This is a genomic window from Providencia rettgeri, assembly GCF_001874625.1.
GTDB classification, from domain to species: Bacteria; Pseudomonadota; Gammaproteobacteria; order Enterobacterales; family Enterobacteriaceae; genus Providencia; species Providencia huashanensis.
Window position 1 is genome coordinate 1700274 of the sequence record NZ_CP017671.1, and the last position, 18459, is coordinate 1718732.

The following is an 18459-nucleotide window of genomic DNA, read 5'->3' on the forward strand; positions in this document are numbered from 1 at the left end:
AATATGAATTATTATCAGGAGGTCACTTTATTACCTGACTCAACCGTTTCAGTGGATTTTTTGTGGCAGAAAGTTTACCAGCAAATTCATATTGCGCTGGCAGATAACCAAACGGCTGAAGGCCAAAGCGCTATTGCTGTTGCATTTCCTGAATATGGTAGCGTTGGTTTTCGCTTAGGTAGAAAAATCCGTTTGCATGCTAAAACACCAGAGGAACTTGAGCAGCTAAATTTACCGAAGTGGTTAGCAAGGTTAATGGATTACGCTCATATTAAATCTATTCAAACCGTGCCGGAGCAAAGTGTTCCTGTCAGTTATATTCGACGACATGTAAAAGGCCAAAACCGGATAGAAGCCGATATGCAGCAAAAGGCACGTTTATGGTCTGAAAAATCAGGTCAGTCAGTGGCGCAGTGCTTGGAAGTGTTATCTAAAAGTCGGCCGAAAGCCAATAACCGTTTACCGTTTATTTGGGTTACAAGTTTACATGCAAAGAATGAGAAAACAGGAAGCCGGCCTTTTCCACTCTTTATTGAAAAAGTGGTAGCAACACAAATGCAAGCTGGGATGTTTAATTGCTATGGTTTAAGCCAGCTTTCAAATGACCAAACGTTGGTTGCAACGGTTCCTCATTTTTAACCATTATTTTTTGTTCTTTAAAAAATAACTTTTAAATCAGCATGTTATAATTATTCACAAATTAAAGGGTATTTTATAATAAATACCCTTAACTAATTGTTATAGCATGATTATTATATTAAATTGCATAGTTCACTGCCGTATAGGCAGCTTAGAAACAATCCATTTGAGTGCAATCTAAGTGGCTAATGTTCACTGCCGTATAGGCAGCTTAGAAATGACTTAGTTGACGCAGAGCGGGGGTATCGCAGTTCACTGCCGTATAGGCAGCTTAGAAATCAATAAATGTTGCTGATACAGAATAAACACCGTTCACTGCCGTATAGGCAGCTTAGAAAACAACAAAAGTGGAAAAGTGTCAGGGAGAGACGTTCACTGCCGTATAGGCAGCTTAGAAACTGAAACATTAGAAAGTCGTGCTCAAGATATTGTTCACTGCCGTATAGGCAGCTTAGAAATTACTCTGATGCTACGTTCGAAAAAGCGTGGAGTTCACTGCCGTATAGGCAGCTTAGAAAGGATCGCAATAATTCGACTTCAAGCTCTACTCGTTCACTGCCGTATAGGCAGCTTAGAAAAGCGAATATCAACGCACCCACCGTGTCGATTTGTTCACTGCCGTATAGGCAGCTTAGAAACGATGATTCAACACCAACAAGCGCATGTAACGTGTTCACTGCCGTATAGGCAGCTCAGAAAAGTGGATTAAAGAGCTTAATTTATCAACTTAAGTTTACTGCCATATAGGCAGTTTAGAGAAGAATATTAAAGAATAGATATCTAGACTCTTTAATTGGTGAAAAAAATAAATGTGAGTTAAAGCTAGTTTTTTGTGAAATAAGTAGTTATACCATCTTTATCTTAAGTTAAATTTAATATCAAATATAATACGTATCTATCATTCGATAGCTTAGAAATGAAATATAGAACGGGTATTATATTACTGCCACAAAGGCAGATTTTGATTAGAGATAAATACCTGAAAAATAGATCGGGTAACTAGATAATAATAGGGATAACTAGGAGGGGCTATGAGCTTTGAGTTTGAAATAAATTGTTATTGGTTTTCAATCATCATTCGATTTTATAAATGATTTTATAAACCTGCATTTAATTAAAAAAATACAAACATCACGACTCAAATAAACAAATTAAACATCAATGACAATTGCTCAAAAGCTTGGTGGATAAGGCGTTCAGTATATCGGGGAAGGATGGAGATAATTACCCCTAGCATGCTGATACCTATAGTTAAGGTGAGGGGGAAACCCACCACAAATACGGACAGTTGTGGTGTCATACGGTTTAGGATACCGAGCGCAAGGTTGAGAATTAAAAACAATGTAATAAAAGGCAGCGCTAACATTAACCCATTAATAAATAAGGTATTGGCAAATTGAACAAATACCCAAAAACCGTCTCTATTCAGTGGGGCTGTTTGAATGGGGATCAATTCAAATGAATTGACGATAATATAAATTAACCATAAATGGCCATCGAAGGCGAGAAACAATAAAATAGTAATCACATTGAAGATGCGCCCTAAAATAGGCATATTGGGCCCACCGGTTGGGTCAAAAAAGGTCGCGAAAGATAACCCCATTTGCAAACCAATGACTTCTCCTGCATGGCGAACCGCGGCAAAGGCGATTTGCATGGTTAAACCCATCGCCACACCAATCACAATCTGTTGCACAATGACCCATAACCCCATTGCAGAAAATAGGGGAATATTTACCACGGGAAGTTGCGGGGAAACAATCAACACGACAAAAAAAGCAAGGGCAACTCGAACCTTGGTAATGGCTTGTTTTTCATTAAAAAAGGGCGCTGTTCCGAGCAGCGCCAAAAGGCGTATGAAAGGGTAAAAACCTTGGCTCAACCAGAGCGTGAGCGTTTCACTGGTAATGGTTAACATTGTTAGCCAATAATAAAGGGTAAATTACTAAGCAACGTTCGCATATAGTCGGTTAGTAGGTTGAGCATCCAAGGCCCCGCAATGATGATCACTGAAATGACTGACAAAATTTTAGGGATAAAAGATAAGGTCATTTCGTTAACCTGTGTTGCGGCTTGCAGTAAGCTAATAATCAACCCTGCGGCTAGTGCCGCCAGTAATAATGGAGCCGCTAGCATTAAGGCAATTTTCATTGCTTCAGTGCCCATTGCCATGACAGATTCAGGTGTCATCGTTACTCCTAATTAAAAAAGCTTTGCGATAATGAACCAAGTAATAATTGCCAGCCATCGACTAATACAAACAGCATTAATTTAAAGGGAAGTGAAACGGTTGCCGGTGGAACCATCATCATCCCTAAGGCCATTAAGACGCTAGCAACAACCAAGTCTATGATTAAAAATGGAATAAAAATGGTAAAGCCGATTTGGAATGCCGTTTTTAATTCACTGGTGATAAATGCGGGAACGAGGATCCGTAAAGGAACATCCTTCGCCTCTTGAATCTCCCCCACTTTGGCAATACGAGCAAAAAGCGCTAAATCGGATTCGCGAGTTTGCCCTAACATAAAGGTCCTTAACGGGGCAGTCCCTTTTTCTAGTGCGACTTCAAGGCTGATTTTATCTTCGCTAAAGGGTTGGTATGCTTCACGATAAACTTGGTCGGCAACGGGGGACATAACGAAAAAGGTCAAAAACAACGCTAAACCTAATAATACTTGGTTTGGTGGTGCAGAGGGTGTCCCTAAGGCATTTCGTAATAAACCGAGAACAATAATGATGCGTGTAAAACTGGTCATCATTAAGAGTAAGGCGGGTATAAAGCCTAACAGGGTTAAAAATAGTAAGGTTTGAACGGGTAATGACCAAGTTTGGCCTCCATCGGCTAAACTATGGCTGATAACGGCAGGGAGTGCTGCTGATGCAGAACTTGGCAATGCAAATAGAAGCACAGCAATCATCAGTAGGGATTTACGTGGTAACATGTGTGCTTCCAATTACTTATACAAAGGTGTTACTGATGCCGCATGATCCGCCGCATCTTGTTTTTTCTTTAATACGGATTGGAACGTAAGGGGCTCAATAACTGAAGATACAGTGGTTTTATCTTGTGCAGGGTATTGATGTAACAGGCTAATATTTTGAGCTGTCACACCTAATACTAAACACTCGTTATTGACTTCAACCACGACAACCCGTTCTTTATTGCCTAATGAGCAACTGCTTGTCACTTTCACAATTTGCTCTTTCCCCATTTTCTTCGGGGCAAAACCCAATTTTTTAACCAACCAAGCGCCAATCAGAATCAATAAAATAATGATCCCCAATGAGCCTGAAATTTGCGTTAAGCTATTACTATGGTCGATAGCTGGCGCATTCAATTCACTGGAAGGAACGCTAGTTGACAAAAAAGGCACGGATGCTGGTGCCTGTTCAGCTTGGTTGGTTATTGCCATTTTCAGTGACTCATATTGTCTATTAACGGCTTAAGCGGCGCATACGTTCGGATGGCGTAATGATATCAGTAATGCGAATACCATAATTATCTGAAACGACGACGACTTCCCCTTGAGCGATTAAATAACCGTTAATTAAAATGTCTAATGGCTCGCCAGCTAAACCATCGAGAGAAACGACAGAGCCTTGAGACAAACTGAGTAATTTTTTGATGGTCATTTTAGTACGCCCTAGCTCAACGGATAGGCGAACTGGGATATCCATAATCATATCGATGTCGGACAACTGATTTAATGGATTCTGCCCATCAAGGTTATCAAAAGCCTGTGCACCAGCTGAGGCGGATTCCGCTTTTTTTTGCTGTTCCAGCGCTTCAGCCCATAGGTCTTCACTAGCGTGATTGGTTGATGCATCAGGAGAGTTCTTCGCCTCACTCATTGGTACTTTCCTCATCTAGAGTGTTTAAAACAGGGTTAATCAAATGTTCTACACGCAACGCATATTGGCCATTTTGAGTTCCGTATTGACTGGTTAGTACAGGAACGCCATCAACATTGACAATGAGGCGGTCAGGCTTCTCAATAGGGAGCACATCCCCTTTTTGCAGTTGCAGTAAGCGAGAAATTCGCATTGGAATGTCAACAAAATTGGCAACCAATTCAAGTTCAGAACGTTTTACTTGTGTGACGAGATTTGTCACCCAAGTTTCATTTTCTTGGTGCCCTTGTTCCATTGGTGGGTTAATTAAACGCTCACGCAATGGTTCAATCATGGCAATGGGAATACAAATACTGAATTCACCAACCGTATTGCCTATCTCAACTAAAAATGGCGTGGTTACCACAATGTCATTTGGTGATGTGGTGATATTAGTAAATTTAACTTGGATTTCGGAGCGCACATACTCCACTTCTATATCCGCTATTGGTCTCCAAGCATCGCGATAAGCCCCTAATGCTAACTTCAACATTCGGTTAATAATCCGTTGCTCAGTATTGGTAAATTCTTTACCTTCCTGACGTACAGGAAAACGACCGTCTCCCCCAAATAGATTATCAACCGCGATATAAACGAGAGCAGGCTCAAAGGTAAAGAGCGCAGTGCCCCGCAATGGTGGCATGTGAATTAAATTTAGGTTGGTTGGTACTGGTAAGTTACGAGCAAACTCGTGATAAGGTTCAATTTTAATTCCGCCCACCGTGATATCCGGACTACGGCGTAACATATTGAATAACCCCATACGGAATTGGCGCGCAAAACGTTCGTTAATGATTTCAAGAGACTGCATTCGCTCCCTGATGACCCGACGTTGCGTATTTGGGTCGTAAGGGCGAATATTATCTTTTCCTTGATTCTCTGGCACCGGCGTATCGTTTGAAGGCGCATCATCATTAAGAAGCGCATCAATTTCAGCCTGAGATAAAATATTATCGCTCATGAATATTACCGCAGAATAAAAGTAGTAAATAACACATCAGAAATATCCTGATCGGTATCCCCCGGGATCAGGGTAGGGGTGAGTGTTTGCTTAATGTCTTTCATTAGCTGCAACTTGCCTTCATGAACTTCAATATTTTTTGATTTTTGTTCTGATAGTAATAGTAGTAAGCGACTACGTACTTCAGGGAGATATTCATGAAGTTGTTTACGAGATTTTTCATTTGCAAGTCGCAAGGTTATATGAATATAGAGCACACGATCAGGGCCATTATCAGCACCGGCTAAATTCACGGTAAATGGCTCTAACTCCATAAAAATGGGTTGTGGCATGTTCGGACGTTTTTCTTCTTCACTAGCCGTTTGAGTGTTTTGCTGTGTCGTCCACCAGGTGTAACCACCAAAACCAGCCCCTGCTAAGGCAATAAGGGCAAGCAGAATGATCAACCCTTTATGAGAACTTTTTGATTCTTTGCGTGACGACATGTTAGCTGAATTCCTGTTTCTTGGATGCTAAACCCAAATGGGTTTTTTACTTTATGATCTCTAGCATTATCGCTTGATTGCTAAGAGTTAAAGGAGTGAAAAACGAAACAAAAAGGCGGTAACTCGGCGCTTTAGCTAGGAAATTACCGCATTTCGTTTACTTATTATGCAAAAGTGTTAATCCCACCTTGCCTAGATACCGACTTTTGAGCGGCAACAGAAGCATTCGCTTCACTGATACCAACGGCACCGGCCGTTGCATGAGTGGCTTGAATATGGCCATCATGTTGATGCGTGTTGTGCTGTTGATTATCTGATGAGTTACCCAAGTTATCTTGCCCCACAGAGCCTTGAGCTAAGTGAATGCCACTTTCTTGTAGCGCATTACGTAATACAGGCATCATGGACTCCATCGCGGCGCGAACATGGCTGTGAGGCGAAACAAAGTGCATGACGGCTTGGTTATCTTCAATGCGTAAATGCACATTGAGTGAGCCTAACTCTTCAGGATGTAAGCGAATTTGCGCCTGAGAAACACCTTGTCGGGAGAAAAATAACATGTGTTGGCTTAACTGTTGTTGCCAAGCTTCGCTGCCTAATTGGCTAGTGAGATGCAAGGTTGGCGCTACGGTCGGAGCGTTCATTGCAGCGGCTTGTGCGACAGAGGTTGTTGGCATCATGCTAATTGGTTGAGTTGATGTCTGGTGTGTTGTGGCCGTGGTAAAGGCACTCGTTTCGCTTTGTGTGACAAAAGCACCTTTCCCGTTTGAACCAAGCGTATCAGTCGAAAAAGTGGGTAGGCCAGACTGCGGCTCTTTATCGCTCACTTTTTTATTTAATGGCATAAAATCCGCTGTCAGGTTTTTACTACGAACGTCACGTTGATTATCTAACGGTAAAAGGGGCTGATCGCGACGCTCATCCTTTTCGTTTTTAATAAACGCCGTTATTGCCGGTTTATCTTCTTGTTCATCAAGCACTAATTGGCTCTTATCTAGCAGTTTGTCACTAGTTAGTGTGATATCTTCAAGGTCACCATTTAGTTGCTGCATCTTTTGGTTAAACGCGCCTAACTTAGGGAGCGACTCAGCGGCAAGTTGCCCATTAGCTGATGGATGTATTTGACTAGAAAGCGATAACTTTAAATTATTGAGCCAAGGTTGTTCGCTTGAATTTTCCCCGACTAACAGCTCAGATTGTAGAGCGGTTTGTACGCCGTCACCTCTAAGATTGCGGGTGAAATTAAGCTGCTCAAGGGTGTTCTCACCATGAGTGGGTGTTTTGCTTGCCGGAGACGCGCTTGTTTTATCTGAAACCGCTAACTTATCGGCGACAATTTCTTTATTCAGGGCTTGTTCATCAACGGCCGTGTTTACAGCCGTATTTTTGGGCGCGGGTTGTTGGTTATCAAGTAGCGCTTGAAATGGTAATGCGGGAGCTTGGTTTTCGTCATCCTTGGGGCCATTTTGCTGTTCATTAGCACTTTTTATGGTCTTTGCTGGCGGTGCAACAGGTACGATAGTCGCGTTGATGTCCATTTATTGTGGTCTCCGTAAAGTCGCTCGTTGGGCAAATTCATCCATTTGTTTTTGCTCTATACGATTTTGACGTTGATGTTCGGTGTGTTCAGCGCGTTGTATCAAAGTATCAAACGCATTGACCCGTTGTTGTTTTTCTTGCCAATGACGATTAGCCTCATCCACTTTTTGTTCCCACAAATTAAGTTGTTGCTGCTGTTGTTCAATGGTTAGCTCTAACGTGACGAGAAATTGCTGGTAATTTTGCCATTTATCGGAGGCCATTCCGCTGTGCAATGTCTGGTTTAATGTTTGCCGATATTCGGTTTGATAATTCTCCAGCATGGTTAATTGTTGCGCCATTTGTGTATGAGTTTGGCGTACTTGCGCTAACACCTTTGCTGCCTCTTCGGAGGCTTCTACGGCTAAACTGAGTAATGTCGTTAAGGCATTGTTATTGGCCATTTATCCCCTCGTTACTCGCTAGGTACCACTTGCTGTAATTGCTCGCAAGCAGTTTGGTAATCACAACGTTCATCAATATCTTGCTGTAAAAACTTAGACATACGTGGGTAATATTGAATTGCAGTATCCAGCATTGGGTCACTTCCCATTGCATAAGCCCCCACGTTGATTAAATCGCGGTTGCGTTGATAGCTAGAGGTGAGTTGTTTAAAACGCTGAATTTTTCGGTAATGTTCTTTTGGGATCAGTTCAGTCATTGCACGGCTAATGGACGCTTCAATGTCAATAGCTGGGTAGTGCCCTGACTCTGCTAAAGAACGAGAAAGCACAATGTGACCATCAAGGATGGCGCGAGCAGAATCTGCGATCGGGTCTTGTTGGTCATCGCCTTCAGTTAATACGGTATAAAAAGCGGTGATCGAGCCGCCATTCTTGCCATTTCCTGCACGCTCAACGAGTGCGGGTAGCTTGGCAAAAACAGAAGGGGGGTAGCCTTTCGTTGCTGGTGGTTCACCGACGGCTAAGGCGATTTCGCGTTGAGCCATACTGTAGCGAGTAAGGGAATCCATGATCAGCAACACGCTGAGGCCTTGATCGCGGAAATATTCGGCGATACGCGTGGCATAAGATGCACCTTGCATACGTAAGAGGGGGGAAACATCAGCAGGTGCAGCAACCACCACTGCACGTTTTAAACCGTCAGTGCCTAAAATATTTTCAATAAAATCTTTAACTTCACGGCCACGTTCCCCAATCAGCCCAACGACGATGATATCGGCTTGGGTAAAGCGTGCCATCATGCCAAGTAATACACTTTTCCCTACGCCTGAGCCAGCAAACAGGCCCATGCGTTGCCCTCTACCCACAGTCAATAACGCGTTGATTGCTCGTACACCGACATCGAGCACACTACTGATTGGTGTGCGCTCAAGAGGATTAATGGGGGGTGTGATTAATGGGGCTCGCGTTTTAACTTCGAGTGGGCCTTTGCCATCTAATGGGGTGCCTTGTGCATCAAGCACTCGCCCTAATAGTTCATTACCAATAGGGAGTAAGCGGCTGGTTTGCCCGTCATCCCCCGTTGATTGAGCATAGACACGAGCACCTGGGGAGATACCTTCGAGGTCGGCTAATGGCATCAACAACATTCTAGGCCCACTAAAACCGACGACTTCACACACAACTTCGTCTGTACCGCCATTAATGGAGCGTTCAATAAAGCAGGTTGCCCCTAAGGGCATTTTAATCCCCTCGGCTTCCATGACTAAGCCCGTAATTTTTGTTAGGCGGCCATAACGGCGTACCATCGGAATGCCTTTCATCCGCGATTCAAAATCGTCAAGCGAGGCAATCCAGCGTCCCAAACGTGCGGTCATGTAAAGCTCTCCGGTGCATATAAACGGCACAATTCTTGCCAACGTGTTGCGACGGTCATGTCGATTTCGCCATCTTCAGCGACCACACGACAACCCCCAATATGCAGCTTAGGGTCTGCGACTAACCGCCAACCATTCAGGTTTAAGAGTGAACCAAGGTGCTGTTCAATCAACTCAAAATGATTGGGGTTAACATGTAATTCTGGTTGACCCGCAAAAATAGGTTTTTGCTGTAATAAGTTACTGATTTCCTCAAGTAATGCAGTACCATCACATACAGTAGATTGACCCAACACTTGTTTTGCAGCGGTTAATGCAATTTGTAGCAGCTTTGTGGTAACAACCGTATCAAAGGTATCAAGAGAATAATTGAACTCAGATAACAATTTTTGCCATGTCTCAATGACGGGTTGTTGCAAAGCAAGTGCTTGCTCACGCCCTTGCTCTTCGCCAGCACGTAAACCTTGTTCAAACCCGGCTTGATAACCCTCTTTTTGGCCTTGTTCATAGCCTTGTTGATAACCTGTACGCTGCGCATCTTCTTTTATGTTATCGAGCAAGTTGATTTGCTCTAAGACTTCTTTCGGCTCTAAGCATGGCACTTTTGGTGCGTCTGGCTCAGGAGCTTCATTTAAAGTTGAATTAAGATCCCATTGGTTAAGCTCACGCAGTTGCCAAGGCTGCCATTGGTCGTTAGGCGTTGTTGAATTAGACATACACATCGTCTCCACCACCGATGGCGATTTCGCCTTTTTCTACTAAACGACGAACGATAAGCAGGATCGCTTTTTGCTCGTTTTCCACTTGGGACATGCGAACCGGTGAACGCGATTCCAAGTCGTCGCGAACAATTTCGGCAGCGCGAACCGCCATATTGTTGAGGAAGTGGTCGCGCAGGGCTTGATTGCTGCCTTTGAGGGCAATGACCAGTGAGTCGGTTGACACTTCTTGCAAAATACGTTGGATACTGCGGTTGTCCACTTCGATAAGGTTTTCGAACAGGAACATTTCATCAATAATGCGTTGAGCCAATTCGCCATCGTAATCCCGCATTGCATCGATAACGCTTTCTTCTTGTTGGCTTTTCATTAAGTTGATAATTTCTGCTGCTGTTCTTACGCCACCCATTTTGCTGCGTTTGAGGTTTTGGCCGTCCAATAAGTTGTTTAAGACTTCGGTCAGTTCCGCTAGGGCTGCAGGTTGCACTCCACCAAAAGTAGCGATACGTAGCATAATGTCATTGCGTTGGCGCTCTTCAAATAATTCAAGTACGTCCGCAGCGAGGTTACGTTTCAAGTGGACTAAAATTGTGGCGATAATCTGTGGATGTTCATCACGGATAATATCGGCAACAGTTTGTGGCTCCATGTAGTTGAGGCTTTCGATACCTGAGGTGGTTTCTTGTTTTTCAAAGATATCTTCAAGTAAGCTAGCTGCGCGTTCCTCACCCAATGCTTTGACCAGTACAGAACGCAGGTAATCATTTGTGTTGATATTTAAGGCCGCGAATTGAATTGCTGACTCTTCAAATTCAGTTAGCACTTCCGCAAGTTCGTTATTGGAGATTTGGCGCATGTTAGACACCGCCATACTCAATTGTTGAACTTCTTTAGGGTTTAGATGCTTAAATACTTCCGCAGCCTGATCTTCACCGAGTGTCATTAACATTACGGCACTTTTTTCTGTTCCACTTAAACTCATAGGGATTTTCCTAACCACTGACGGATAACCATTGCCACGACTTGTGGGTCTTTCTCTGCCATTTCACGTATACGTTGGCTTTGGATCTCTGCACTAACACGCTGGCGAGTAAGACGGCGGCGTGTTTGCTCATCCATGTCTTCGTTTATTTCTTCATCTACCACGAACGGTGCTTTTGCCTGAGTTGCGACAAAAATTTCAGCATCAACTTGGGCTTGTTGTGTTTTACGATATTTAACCCATTGAGGTTTGATACCGAAGCGCCACATAAACCAAGCAATGAGGGTGATGAGCAATATTTTTCCGTAATCCAAAAGTTGTGTAATCAACTGTGGATTGGACAGTAATGATGGCTCTACTTCAACAGGCGTATCATCAGTAAATAAGGAGTTAGTGATGTTGATTGAGTCTCCTCGTGCTGAAGAAAAGCCCATCGCTTCTCGTGTTAACGCTTCAATTTGCTGTAGCATCTCTGGCGGCAATGGTTTCATTTCTGGCCCATTTTCGCCTTCTTGTGAATGGTAATTAACAATAACTGCGACCGAGAGCCTATCAATGACGCCAATTTGCCGTTGAGTATGGCTAATTTTGCGATCTACTTCGTAATTTGTGGTTTCATCGCTTTGCGAGTTAGTCGTGTTATTACGGTTATTGGTGGTTTGCTGTGCGTCTTTATTGTCTTTGTTAGTTTCAATTGGCGCATTCGGTGCGCTAACCGGTTGATTCGACAATGCCCCCGGGACACCCCCCGTGCCGCCATTATTGTTTTGCATACTTTGGCTGTTCTGGCGGGAACGAATAGCGGCGCTGTCCGGTGTTTGGTTCGGCTTATATTCTTCGGAGGTTTGCTCAACCTTGGAGAAATCCATTTGCGCGGTGACTTGTGCATGAATATTGGCACGCCCAACTAATGGTGACAAAATATCTTCAATGCGTTGTTTGAGATGAGATTCCATCTCTTTGGTCATCTTAATTTGTGCGCTATTAGCTGATTGCTGGCTGTTATCATTATTTGTGAGCAAGCGTCCCGCTTGGTCGACTATAATTACATTACTTGCAGTTAATCCTGTTACGCTACTTGAGACCATATGCACAATGGCGCTAATTTGCCCTTCGTCGAGCATTCTTCCCGGTAATAAACCTACCGTGACAGAAGCTGTAGGCAACTTTTGCTCACGGACAAATAGTGTCGGTTTTGGGATTGCTAAATGTACACGCGCACTTTGCACGGGGCTCAACGATTCGATAGTGCGAGATAATTCACCCTCTAAAGCACGCTGGTAGTTAATTTGTTCACTAAATTGGCTAATACCAAACTGTTCTTTATCTAATAATTCAAAGCCAGTATTCCCCCCTTTAGGTAAACCAGATTGGGCGAGCTTCAAACGTAATTCATGCACTTTATCTGCAGGAACTAAAATGGCGCTACCATTATCAGCGATTTGATATGGCACATTCATCTGAGTTAATTGGCTGACAATATCGCCACCATCTTTAGCACTAAGATTACTAAGAAGTACGCGATAGTCAGGACTGCGTAACCAGAGAAGTAGGGCAACAATAATTGAAACAGCTGCAGCTGCCGCAATCATTAACGGTATTTTAGGATCAGCTTTAATACGATCAACTATTGAGGCAAAACCCTTTTTGGCCTCCCCCGTGTCTTTAGATGCGGCACTCATAAATATTCCCTGCTTGGCAGACTACTAGACGGATGAAAATACTTTTGGTGAAACAATGTTATTTCCCTCTTCGTAACGTCACTTTTTCACTTTGCTATTATTTATTGTTTTGTAGGGTTCTAATGACGGAATCAGCCTATAATTTAGGTGTTATTTATCGGCTTCAAGTTAAAAAGGGTGTGGTAGGGTAAGCTTGCTAAATAAATTTGTGACAAAAATTCACACTATATAAGAAGAGAATAAAATGACAGTTCAAGCGATTGAAGGAGTTGTATCACAATTAAATGTTGTGGCAACTCAGGCAACGAACCCAACAAAACCTATAATAGAACCCGTCGGTTTTGCTGATCATCTGGTCGCCTCTGTGAATCAAATAAATAAAACACGTAATGATTCTGCTAAGCAAGTTGAAAACTTTACGTTGGGAAAACAAGATATTTCTTTGAATGATGTGATGGTTGATATGCAAAAAGCGAGTTTAAGCCTCCAAATGGGCATACAAGTCAGAAATAAGCTGGTGGCTGCATACCAAGAAATTATGTCAATGCCAGTGTGATATGGTTATCTATTTGAATTAAAAAGAGTATTGTTAATTTCAATTCCATTTGGGGACGCATAGGGGACATTATTACTCAATCTTTGGTTTAATAAAGAAATTTGGTCTTGGTCGTTCTCAGGCATCCAAGCGCCATAAACATCATGAACCATCTTTGAGGATGAGTGTCCCATTTGTGTCGCTATAAACGAAGGGTTTGCGCCTGTGCTTAGCATCCAGCATGCGTATGTGTGCCTAGTTTGGTATGATTTTTTATGTCTAACTCCTGATTTTCGAATTAATGATTTCCATATTTGTGAGAATCCACCGGGAGAATAATATTTACTAGTGCCGCCATTGACGCTTACAATTGATGGTTGAAACACAAACGTGCATTTATCCTTCCTTATTTTTTTAAATTCTCTGGTATTTACATTTATATCTATCTGCTGCGTTAGCTTTGTATATGCAGATTGGTTTTTCAAGCAATTAAATGCAGCATCAACAAGATGAATGACCCTATCTGTCCCAGCGCTGGTTTTGGGATATGAAAACTTGGATGGTGCAAATATGTTGCGTCTAACCATTAGTGTTTTCTCGACCATGTCTATATCTTCCCAAGCTAATCCTATTGAGTTCACGTTACCTGATTGGTATCAGCACGGCATAACTTATCAGATGGGGGATGTGCAATGACTGATAAATACAAAAATCTTCGCGTTGCAATAGCAGCGGCTAGAAGAAAATCAAGAGAATCACTTCATCGCGCCAAATTTAGTGTTATTCAGCTTCCACTAGGAAATCTGGCTGTTGTGAAAACTTTTGATGCGCAACAAAGAGGAAAGTCGATTGTTTACTCAGTAGGTTGAGATAGGGATCACACAGTATTGCCGGAGGTAAGATGAGACTCGAAGACTTACCTGAGTACTTTTCACCTAAGAGCCCAATGTTTAGTGACTCTCCAGCCGCTACAGCTTCAGATAACCTAACAATCACCGATGTAATGGCCTCGCTTGGTTTGGCGACCTCTAAAGCGAGAATGGGGATTGAATTGTTTTTGGCGAAATACGGTATCAACAAGCCAGATGAAGCGGTGGAAAGTCTCTATCAATATGCACTAACTCAGGCGCATAAATACAGTGCTATCCAAAAGCTTAATGAAGATGATAGGTCATCAGTTCTGCAAATACTCGCAAATTATGCATTTCAGGACTATGCAAGAAGCGCAGCCAGTAAAAAGGCTTGCCCTGATTGTCACGGGGGATTTATTGAAGCCGAGGTGTTCGATACTAAATATTCCACTAAGGCAAAGGTATTTGTATCTTCAGGAGGGCTAGCGCCACTTCGGATAGCTAACACTGCAAGAGAGGTTCGAGATACAACTAAAATAATTTGCAAAACATGCTGCAAATGCTCGGGGCGTGGATATTCACGGTTATCGGCTGAAGATGTAAGGCGTGAAATCTGCGATAAGGTTTTTGATTTGCCCGAAACTTCATGGCGTAGAAACATTAAGCCATTATATGAAATGCTAATTCAGGAATGTTTCAAAGAACAGGAGAACGCAGAAAAGCAACTATCAATCGTCACAAAAAGAGAAAGTATTTCCATAAATTAACACTTAACTAGAAATATTCATTGCATGAATGGCGATAGTGGACTATCATGCTTCCAATGATGGGAATTTTGCATTTCATTATCCCAAGCGAAATAAAATAGAGCCTCACTTCGGTGGGGCTTTTTGCTTTCAAAGTCTAACGATTGTATTTTGTTGAATATAAGTAAAACGATTATGGAATTTTTGAGCGCTAAAGTATTTATTGGAATACTATCTAATACCGATAATTATTTAGAGTGACTATATGAAAGCGATAATAATATTACCTTACTTATTTTTGCTTGGATGCTCCACACCTGCAATGGAGATAAAAAGTGAAACCCAAAAAATTAAAGGATCTTCCAGCAGAGTTAAACCCATAAATACCTACTCAGTGGGGCACGGCAAAACAAAGTTTGAGGTTGAATTAGAGCAACAACAAAACAGAGTCGCTGTAAGAAGTCAAAATGATGACTCATATGCCTATTCGTTGGATTATCTTAGATATGAAAGAGATAAGCAAGAGAATGACAGGCGAAAGAGGGAAAAAGAGCAATCTGAAGCATCGCAACGAAAAATCCAATCTTTAGATAGAGAATATAGCTCGCTTGAGGCTATGTATATTTATAGAGATCTATCTAGAGATGAAAAGCAAAATATCGAGAGTAGAATGAAGCAAATAGAGATCGACCGAAATAGGGAAAGACTTCAGAGTTTAGGCTCCATAGGTGGAGATAGCAAGTCTTGGGAATGGCGGTGGGAACGATGATATAAATCATCATCTGATTTTTGTTATTAATTCCAACTCTCCGGAATTTCCGGATAGTTCACATTCAAGAGGTCGCCTAGTGCGGCCTTTTTTCGTATACGCCGCCACAGAATCAATTACCCTCGTTATCAATTAACACAAGAGCTGTGTGCGGCTATTTATTAACTCAACCTCAGGCACTCCGTAGGGGGTGAAGCTACAGCGCAATGAGAGTGATAAAGAATTCATTGATTCATTTAATGCTGTCGAATATATCAATGCATCCCGTGTCCACTTTGAGATGAATCGCGATGAAGCCGAGAAGCTCACAATGTCAGAGTTTCTGATGATGCTTAAAGCTAAGTATTCAGAGGAAAAAGGCTTCACCAAAGAAGAATATGACACTGCTGTTGATGATTATTTCGAGCGTAAAAAAGCGTCGAATTGCACAAGCTAAAGGAACAAGGGGTAACTATGTATTTACATGTTTTACGCAAAAATCCTGTAGGTAAGCTTAACGTAGAGCAGGAGTTGATTAAAGTAAGTAGCGTTGAGTTCACTAGTGGTTTTTCTTCTAACGATAGATATTATAGTGATGTTGTTATCATTTGCAGGGTTGATAGCTCAAGGGAAAATAATCTAATGTTTATTGAATTAAAAGAAGGAGATGTATTTCAGGTGTTAAGTGAGTCTGGCGCTATTCTGAAAGAATATAAAAAATAACGCCATGAGACTCTACTTCTTAATCCCTAATTTTTCTTTAACGACTTCCATCTCTCGTTCAAGCTGGAATATGCGCTCAGCCGCATCAGAAATCGTTAAAACTTCAACATGAGAATTACGCAGTATCCAATATTCGATAGCTGCGACCGTTTCTTGATTGGCTGACTGATTATTAAATTCAGCTAACTATTGAATTCTATCTTTTAAATCAGTCGGTAATCTGAGGTTAACCTGCGGATGCTTATATTTTCTTTCCATGCCACCTATCCTCAAAAACTCTCATTCTAGATAGGTGTTTTTTAGGTATTAATGAGTATCAAGTAGGTATCGTTGTATATGTATACAGTATTTTTGTTTGCGTGGTGCTTTTGTCAGTGGCAAGGTATCTTTTTATTGCAGATAAAAAAGAGCATGGCAATCTCGCGGGGCGCGAATTATACGAGCGTCAATGTAAAATACAAGCAAAACTGTTGACTTAATGAAACTTAACTTTCATTATAACCAGAGGTAATACGCATCGTATACCTAGATGTAAATTATAACTCATTGGTTTATAACGAAGTTAATATGAGTCACGCACTGCAAAAGCCTAATCGCTTAAATATACCTGCTCGTGACAAAAATAAAATCGCAGCGCCAAGAGCTGCCATGAGCGAGCAAGGAAGTCATGATAATCAAGTCAAGAATGCTTTTGACTTTGGTTTCACTCGCTATGAAAAAACCATGGAAAAATTAGCTAAGGTATAGTGAGTGCTGAATATCACAGGGGAGTTTGTTGAAGGAATTAACTATCTGTCTATCGATGATATAATAAACATCAATAGAACATTGATAGAGCGACAAACGCCCAATGAGCCAATCGAAGTATTAAACTTTAACAACCTTAGCTCATCCCAATCAAGACCAAGCCAAGTAAAATACTATGAATAAACAGATGATATGTTTGTTCTTGCTGTAGTATTAATTGAAAGCCTGATACAAAACCATCCTTTTGCCAATGCGAACAAACGAACCGCCATGATGGCAGGGTACGTTTTTTATTACTTAATGGTTATGAACTAACGGCTCCAGAGGATGAAGTGGTCGAAATGGCTCGCGGACTAGCAACTAAAGAATATTCGCTTGATGAACTGGACAGTTGGCTGTGTAATTGGTCAAGAGATTTTGATTCAAGGCAACTTTGCAAAGAGCGAATAGGCATTGAATACTGCTCGATATTCAGCATTAAATCAGATTAACCCACCTCGGTGGGTTTTTTATTGTCTTAAATGCAGCATTGCCATAACATGCCGATGAACTTAAGCTAAACTTTTAAGGTAATGGAATGAATAAATTACTAGCGTGCTTTTTGAGCGTATCGATTTTAAGCTCTACTGGGTGCGTAACTGCAGCTGTTTGGGATTCTAACGCAGCAAAAGAGACTAAAACAAGGGCGAGTGTTGATTTAAAAGATAATATTGTATCAGCTTTTGAATATAAAGATATTAGCGTTAAAAATAAACTAACTAATAAAAAATTAAAAGATATTGAGCTTCCTACTTCAGGTTATGGTTTTTTAGGTGATAAATATGTTTATATACTCACGAATGGCTCTGCTGAATTAATGAAATTAAATGAGTTGGTTAAAGTAATTCCATTGTCAGCATTTAATAACCCTGAGGGAGTTATTAGAATAGAGATAAAGCCAGATGAGCGCAAAGAAGGACTAGTAAAATTTAATGACAGCTACTTTGTTTATATAGATAAAAAGTACAAGTTAAGTCCAGAACAAGAGAAAAACCTTAAGGATTTTGGTTTTAGTGAGAGGCGATTTGATAATGATAAGTCATGGGTTAAAACAATCCCGCTAAGTGGCTATTTATTTGATAGGGACGGGATCACTCTTCTATCAGCCCCCAATGCTAAGCTAAACCAATCATATAAGGTTGAGTTTTATACTTCAGAGGAATATACATCACTTAGTGCTGGGAAATTGGCTGGCAATGTTATGATTACACCATTTACTATTGCTGCTGATATTATTGCGACGCCAATATTACTTATACTGTATGCAAATTACGTCAATAAGTAATGAACAAATAGCAAAAACATTGATTAGGTCGCTCATGCGGCCTTTTTTGTTTGCTTCAATTTGCACTC

General features: G+C 41.5%; 23 protein-coding genes, 1 pseudogene and 1 CRISPR repeat array. Of the genes and pseudogenes, 10 read left to right on the forward strand and 14 right to left on the reverse strand.

All coding sequences use genetic code 11. The annotated features are described in order from the left end of the window. Positions 1-3 precede the first annotated feature (3 nt). The gene (gene cas6f / locus RB151_RS07505; RefSeq protein WP_071547933.1) at positions 4-639 is read left to right on the forward strand and encodes a type I-F CRISPR-associated endoribonuclease Cas6/Csy4; all 636 of its coding nucleotides are present in this window, start codon (positions 4-6) and stop codon (positions 637-639) included. A gap of 130 nt (positions 640-769) precedes the next feature. Next, positions 770-1398: direct repeats of the CRISPR family, unit length 28 nt; unit sequence GTTCACTGCCGTATAGGCAGCTTAGAAA. A gap of 379 nt (positions 1399-1777) precedes the next feature. Here cas6f and fliR read toward each other — a convergent pair. The 13 genes from fliR to fliF form a co-directional block, all read right to left on the reverse strand. Beyond that, positions 1778-2557 (reverse strand): flagellar biosynthetic protein FliR, encoded by a 780-nt coding sequence (gene fliR, locus RB151_RS07510; protein WP_042844251.1) that lies wholly within the window; start codon positions 2555-2557, stop codon positions 1778-1780. Positions 2558-2559: 2 nt separating this feature from the next. After that, positions 2560-2829 carry a flagellar biosynthesis protein FliQ gene (gene fliQ, locus RB151_RS07515; RefSeq protein ID WP_042844250.1) on the reverse strand — a complete coding sequence of 90 codons (270 nt, stop codon included), beginning with the start codon at positions 2827-2829 and terminating at the stop codon, positions 2560-2562. A gap of 8 nt (positions 2830-2837) precedes the next feature. Continuing rightward, a complete protein-coding gene (fliP, locus tag RB151_RS07520) occupies positions 2838-3557 on the reverse strand; it encodes a flagellar type III secretion system pore protein FliP (RefSeq protein WP_173424801.1) in 720 nt (239 codons plus the stop codon). A 36-nt stretch (positions 3558-3593) separates the two neighbouring features. After that, positions 3594-4052: a flagellar biosynthetic protein FliO gene (gene fliO / locus RB151_RS07525; protein WP_052219285.1), complete on the reverse strand. Its 459-nt coding sequence runs from the start codon at positions 4050-4052 to the stop codon at positions 3594-3596. Positions 4053-4074: 22 nt separating this feature from the next. Further along, positions 4075-4491 (reverse strand): flagellar motor switch protein FliN, encoded by a 417-nt coding sequence (fliN, locus tag RB151_RS07530; RefSeq protein ID WP_042844248.1) that lies wholly within the window; start codon positions 4489-4491, stop codon positions 4075-4077. Continuing rightward, on the reverse strand, positions 4484-5491 hold the full coding sequence (gene fliM, locus RB151_RS07535) for a flagellar motor switch protein FliM (RefSeq protein ID WP_042844246.1): 1008 nt from the start codon (positions 5489-5491) through the stop codon (positions 4484-4486). Before fliM ends, fliN begins: the two co-directional genes overlap by 8 nt. Before the next feature lie 5 nt (positions 5492-5496). Next, positions 5497-5976 (reverse strand): flagellar basal body-associated protein FliL, encoded by a 480-nt coding sequence (fliL, locus tag RB151_RS07540; RefSeq protein WP_042844245.1) that lies wholly within the window; start codon positions 5974-5976, stop codon positions 5497-5499. A gap of 164 nt (positions 5977-6140) precedes the next feature. Then, a complete protein-coding gene (locus tag RB151_RS07545) occupies positions 6141-7514 on the reverse strand; it encodes a flagellar hook-length control protein FliK (protein WP_071547934.1) in 1374 nt (457 codons plus the stop codon). Next, positions 7515-7958, reverse strand: coding sequence for a flagellar export protein FliJ (fliJ, locus tag RB151_RS07550; RefSeq protein WP_042844242.1), 444 nt, complete (start codon positions 7956-7958; stop codon positions 7515-7517). It lies immediately after the preceding gene. A gap of 11 nt (positions 7959-7969) precedes the next feature. Beyond that, positions 7970-9334 (reverse strand): flagellar protein export ATPase FliI, encoded by a 1365-nt coding sequence (gene fliI / locus RB151_RS07555; RefSeq protein ID WP_048606797.1) that lies wholly within the window; start codon positions 9332-9334, stop codon positions 7970-7972. Then, positions 9331-10050: a flagellar assembly protein FliH gene (fliH, locus tag RB151_RS07560; RefSeq protein WP_042844240.1), complete on the reverse strand. Its 720-nt coding sequence runs from the start codon at positions 10048-10050 to the stop codon at positions 9331-9333. Before fliH ends, fliI begins: the two co-directional genes overlap by 4 nt. Beyond that, positions 10043-11035 carry a flagellar motor switch protein FliG gene (gene fliG, locus RB151_RS07565; RefSeq protein WP_042844239.1) on the reverse strand — a complete coding sequence of 331 codons (993 nt, stop codon included), beginning with the start codon at positions 11033-11035 and terminating at the stop codon, positions 10043-10045. The genes fliH and fliG overlap by 8 nt, the downstream gene beginning before the upstream one ends. Next, a complete protein-coding gene (gene fliF / locus RB151_RS07570; protein WP_042844238.1) occupies positions 11032-12717 on the reverse strand; it encodes a flagellar basal-body MS-ring/collar protein FliF in 1686 nt (561 codons plus the stop codon). Before fliF ends, fliG begins: the two co-directional genes overlap by 4 nt. 244 nt (positions 12718-12961) lie before the next feature. Here fliF and fliE point away from each other — a divergent pair, with 244 nt between their 5' ends. After that, positions 12962-13273 (forward strand): flagellar hook-basal body complex protein FliE, encoded by a 312-nt coding sequence (gene fliE, locus RB151_RS07575; protein ID WP_042844236.1) that lies wholly within the window; start codon positions 12962-12964, stop codon positions 13271-13273. 5 nt (positions 13274-13278) lie between these two features. Here fliE and RB151_RS24215 read toward each other — a convergent pair whose 3' ends face one another. Further along, entirely contained in the window at positions 13279-13857 is a 579-nt protein-coding gene (locus RB151_RS24215; RefSeq protein ID WP_071547935.1) for a tyrosine-type recombinase/integrase, read from the reverse strand. Positions 13858-13944: 87 nt separating this feature from the next. Between RB151_RS24215 and RB151_RS24220 the strand changes: the two genes are divergently transcribed. From RB151_RS24220 to RB151_RS07620, 8 genes and pseudogenes are all read left to right on the forward strand, one after another. Beyond that, complete coding sequence (locus tag RB151_RS24220; RefSeq protein ID WP_155405727.1) at positions 13945-14121, forward strand: hypothetical protein; 177 nt, start codon at positions 13945-13947, stop codon at positions 14119-14121. Between the two features lie 32 nt (positions 14122-14153). Then, on the forward strand, positions 14154-14870 hold the full coding sequence (locus RB151_RS07585) for an antitermination protein (RefSeq protein WP_071547936.1): 717 nt from the start codon (positions 14154-14156) through the stop codon (positions 14868-14870). A 244-nt stretch (positions 14871-15114) separates the two neighbouring features. After that, on the forward strand, positions 15115-15618 hold the full coding sequence (locus RB151_RS07590) for a hypothetical protein (protein ID WP_048606800.1): 504 nt from the start codon (positions 15115-15117) through the stop codon (positions 15616-15618). A gap of 190 nt (positions 15619-15808) precedes the next feature. Then, entirely contained in the window at positions 15809-16054 is a 246-nt protein-coding gene (locus tag RB151_RS07595) for a DUF6246 family protein (protein WP_048606803.1), read from the forward strand. A 17-nt stretch (positions 16055-16071) separates the two neighbouring features. Beyond that, the gene (locus tag RB151_RS07600) at positions 16072-16320 is read left to right on the forward strand and encodes a hypothetical protein (RefSeq protein ID WP_071547937.1); all 249 of its coding nucleotides are present in this window, start codon (positions 16072-16074) and stop codon (positions 16318-16320) included. A 567-nt stretch (positions 16321-16887) separates the two neighbouring features. After that, positions 16888-17067: a hypothetical protein gene (locus tag RB151_RS07610; protein WP_048606808.1), complete on the forward strand. Its 180-nt coding sequence runs from the start codon at positions 16888-16890 to the stop codon at positions 17065-17067. Between the two features lie 12 nt (positions 17068-17079). After that, positions 17080-17558 (forward strand): annotated as a pseudogene (locus RB151_RS07615) (type II toxin-antitoxin system death-on-curing family toxin). 86 nt (positions 17559-17644) lie between these two features. Continuing rightward, positions 17645-18391: a hypothetical protein gene (locus tag RB151_RS07620; RefSeq protein WP_071547938.1), complete on the forward strand. Its 747-nt coding sequence runs from the start codon at positions 17645-17647 to the stop codon at positions 18389-18391. Positions 18392-18459: the final 68 nt, after the last annotated feature.

Bases quoted from the DNA above. Each gene is read 5' to 3' on its own strand.
- fliH (WP_042844240.1), bottom strand. From the start codon at position 10,050: ATGTCTAATTCAACAACGCCTAACGACCAATGGCAGCCTTGGCAACTG.
- fliP (WP_173424801.1), bottom strand. From the start codon at position 3,557: ATGATTGCTGTGCTTCTATTTGCATTGCCAAGTTCTGCATCAGCAGCA.
- fliQ (WP_042844250.1), bottom strand. From the start codon at position 2,829: ATGACACCTGAATCTGTCATGGCAATGGGCACTGAAGCAATGAAAATT.
- cas6f (WP_071547933.1), top strand. From the start codon at position 4: ATGAATTATTATCAGGAGGTCACTTTATTACCTGACTCAACCGTTTCA.
- RB151_RS07590 (WP_048606800.1), top strand. From the start codon at position 15,115: ATGAAAGCGATAATAATATTACCTTACTTATTTTTGCTTGGATGCTCC.
- RB151_RS07600 (WP_071547937.1), top strand. From the start codon at position 16,072: ATGTATTTACATGTTTTACGCAAAAATCCTGTAGGTAAGCTTAACGTA.
- RB151_RS07585 (WP_071547936.1), top strand. From the start codon at position 14,154: ATGAGACTCGAAGACTTACCTGAGTACTTTTCACCTAAGAGCCCAATG.
- fliO (WP_052219285.1), bottom strand. From the start codon at position 4,052: ATGGCAATAACCAACCAAGCTGAACAGGCACCAGCATCCGTGCCTTTT.
- fliR (WP_042844251.1), bottom strand. From the start codon at position 2,557: ATGTTAACCATTACCAGTGAAACGCTCACGCTCTGGTTGAGCCAAGGT.
- RB151_RS24215 (WP_071547935.1), bottom strand. From the start codon at position 13,857: ATGGTCGAGAAAACACTAATGGTTAGACGCAACATATTTGCACCATCC.
- fliG (WP_042844239.1), bottom strand. From the start codon at position 11,035: ATGAGTTTAAGTGGAACAGAAAAAAGTGCCGTAATGTTAATGACACTC.
- RB151_RS24220 (WP_155405727.1), top strand. From the start codon at position 13,945: ATGACTGATAAATACAAAAATCTTCGCGTTGCAATAGCAGCGGCTAGA.
- fliL (WP_042844245.1), bottom strand. From the start codon at position 5,976: ATGTCGTCACGCAAAGAATCAAAAAGTTCTCATAAAGGGTTGATCATT.
- fliM (WP_042844246.1), bottom strand. From the start codon at position 5,491: ATGAGCGATAATATTTTATCTCAGGCTGAAATTGATGCGCTTCTTAAT.
- fliI (WP_048606797.1), bottom strand. From the start codon at position 9,334: ATGACCGCACGTTTGGGACGCTGGATTGCCTCGCTTGACGATTTTGAA.
- fliF (WP_042844238.1), bottom strand. From the start codon at position 12,717: ATGAGTGCCGCATCTAAAGACACGGGGGAGGCCAAAAAGGGTTTTGCC.
- RB151_RS07545 (WP_071547934.1), bottom strand. From the start codon at position 7,514: ATGGACATCAACGCGACTATCGTACCTGTTGCACCGCCAGCAAAGACC.
- RB151_RS07620 (WP_071547938.1), top strand. From the start codon at position 17,645: ATGAATAAATTACTAGCGTGCTTTTTGAGCGTATCGATTTTAAGCTCT.
- fliJ (WP_042844242.1), bottom strand. From the start codon at position 7,958: ATGGCCAATAACAATGCCTTAACGACATTACTCAGTTTAGCCGTAGAA.
- fliE (WP_042844236.1), top strand. From the start codon at position 12,962: ATGACAGTTCAAGCGATTGAAGGAGTTGTATCACAATTAAATGTTGTG.
- RB151_RS07610 (WP_048606808.1), top strand. From the start codon at position 16,888: ATGAGTCACGCACTGCAAAAGCCTAATCGCTTAAATATACCTGCTCGT.
- fliN (WP_042844248.1), bottom strand. From the start codon at position 4,491: ATGAGTGAGGCGAAGAACTCTCCTGATGCATCAACCAATCACGCTAGT.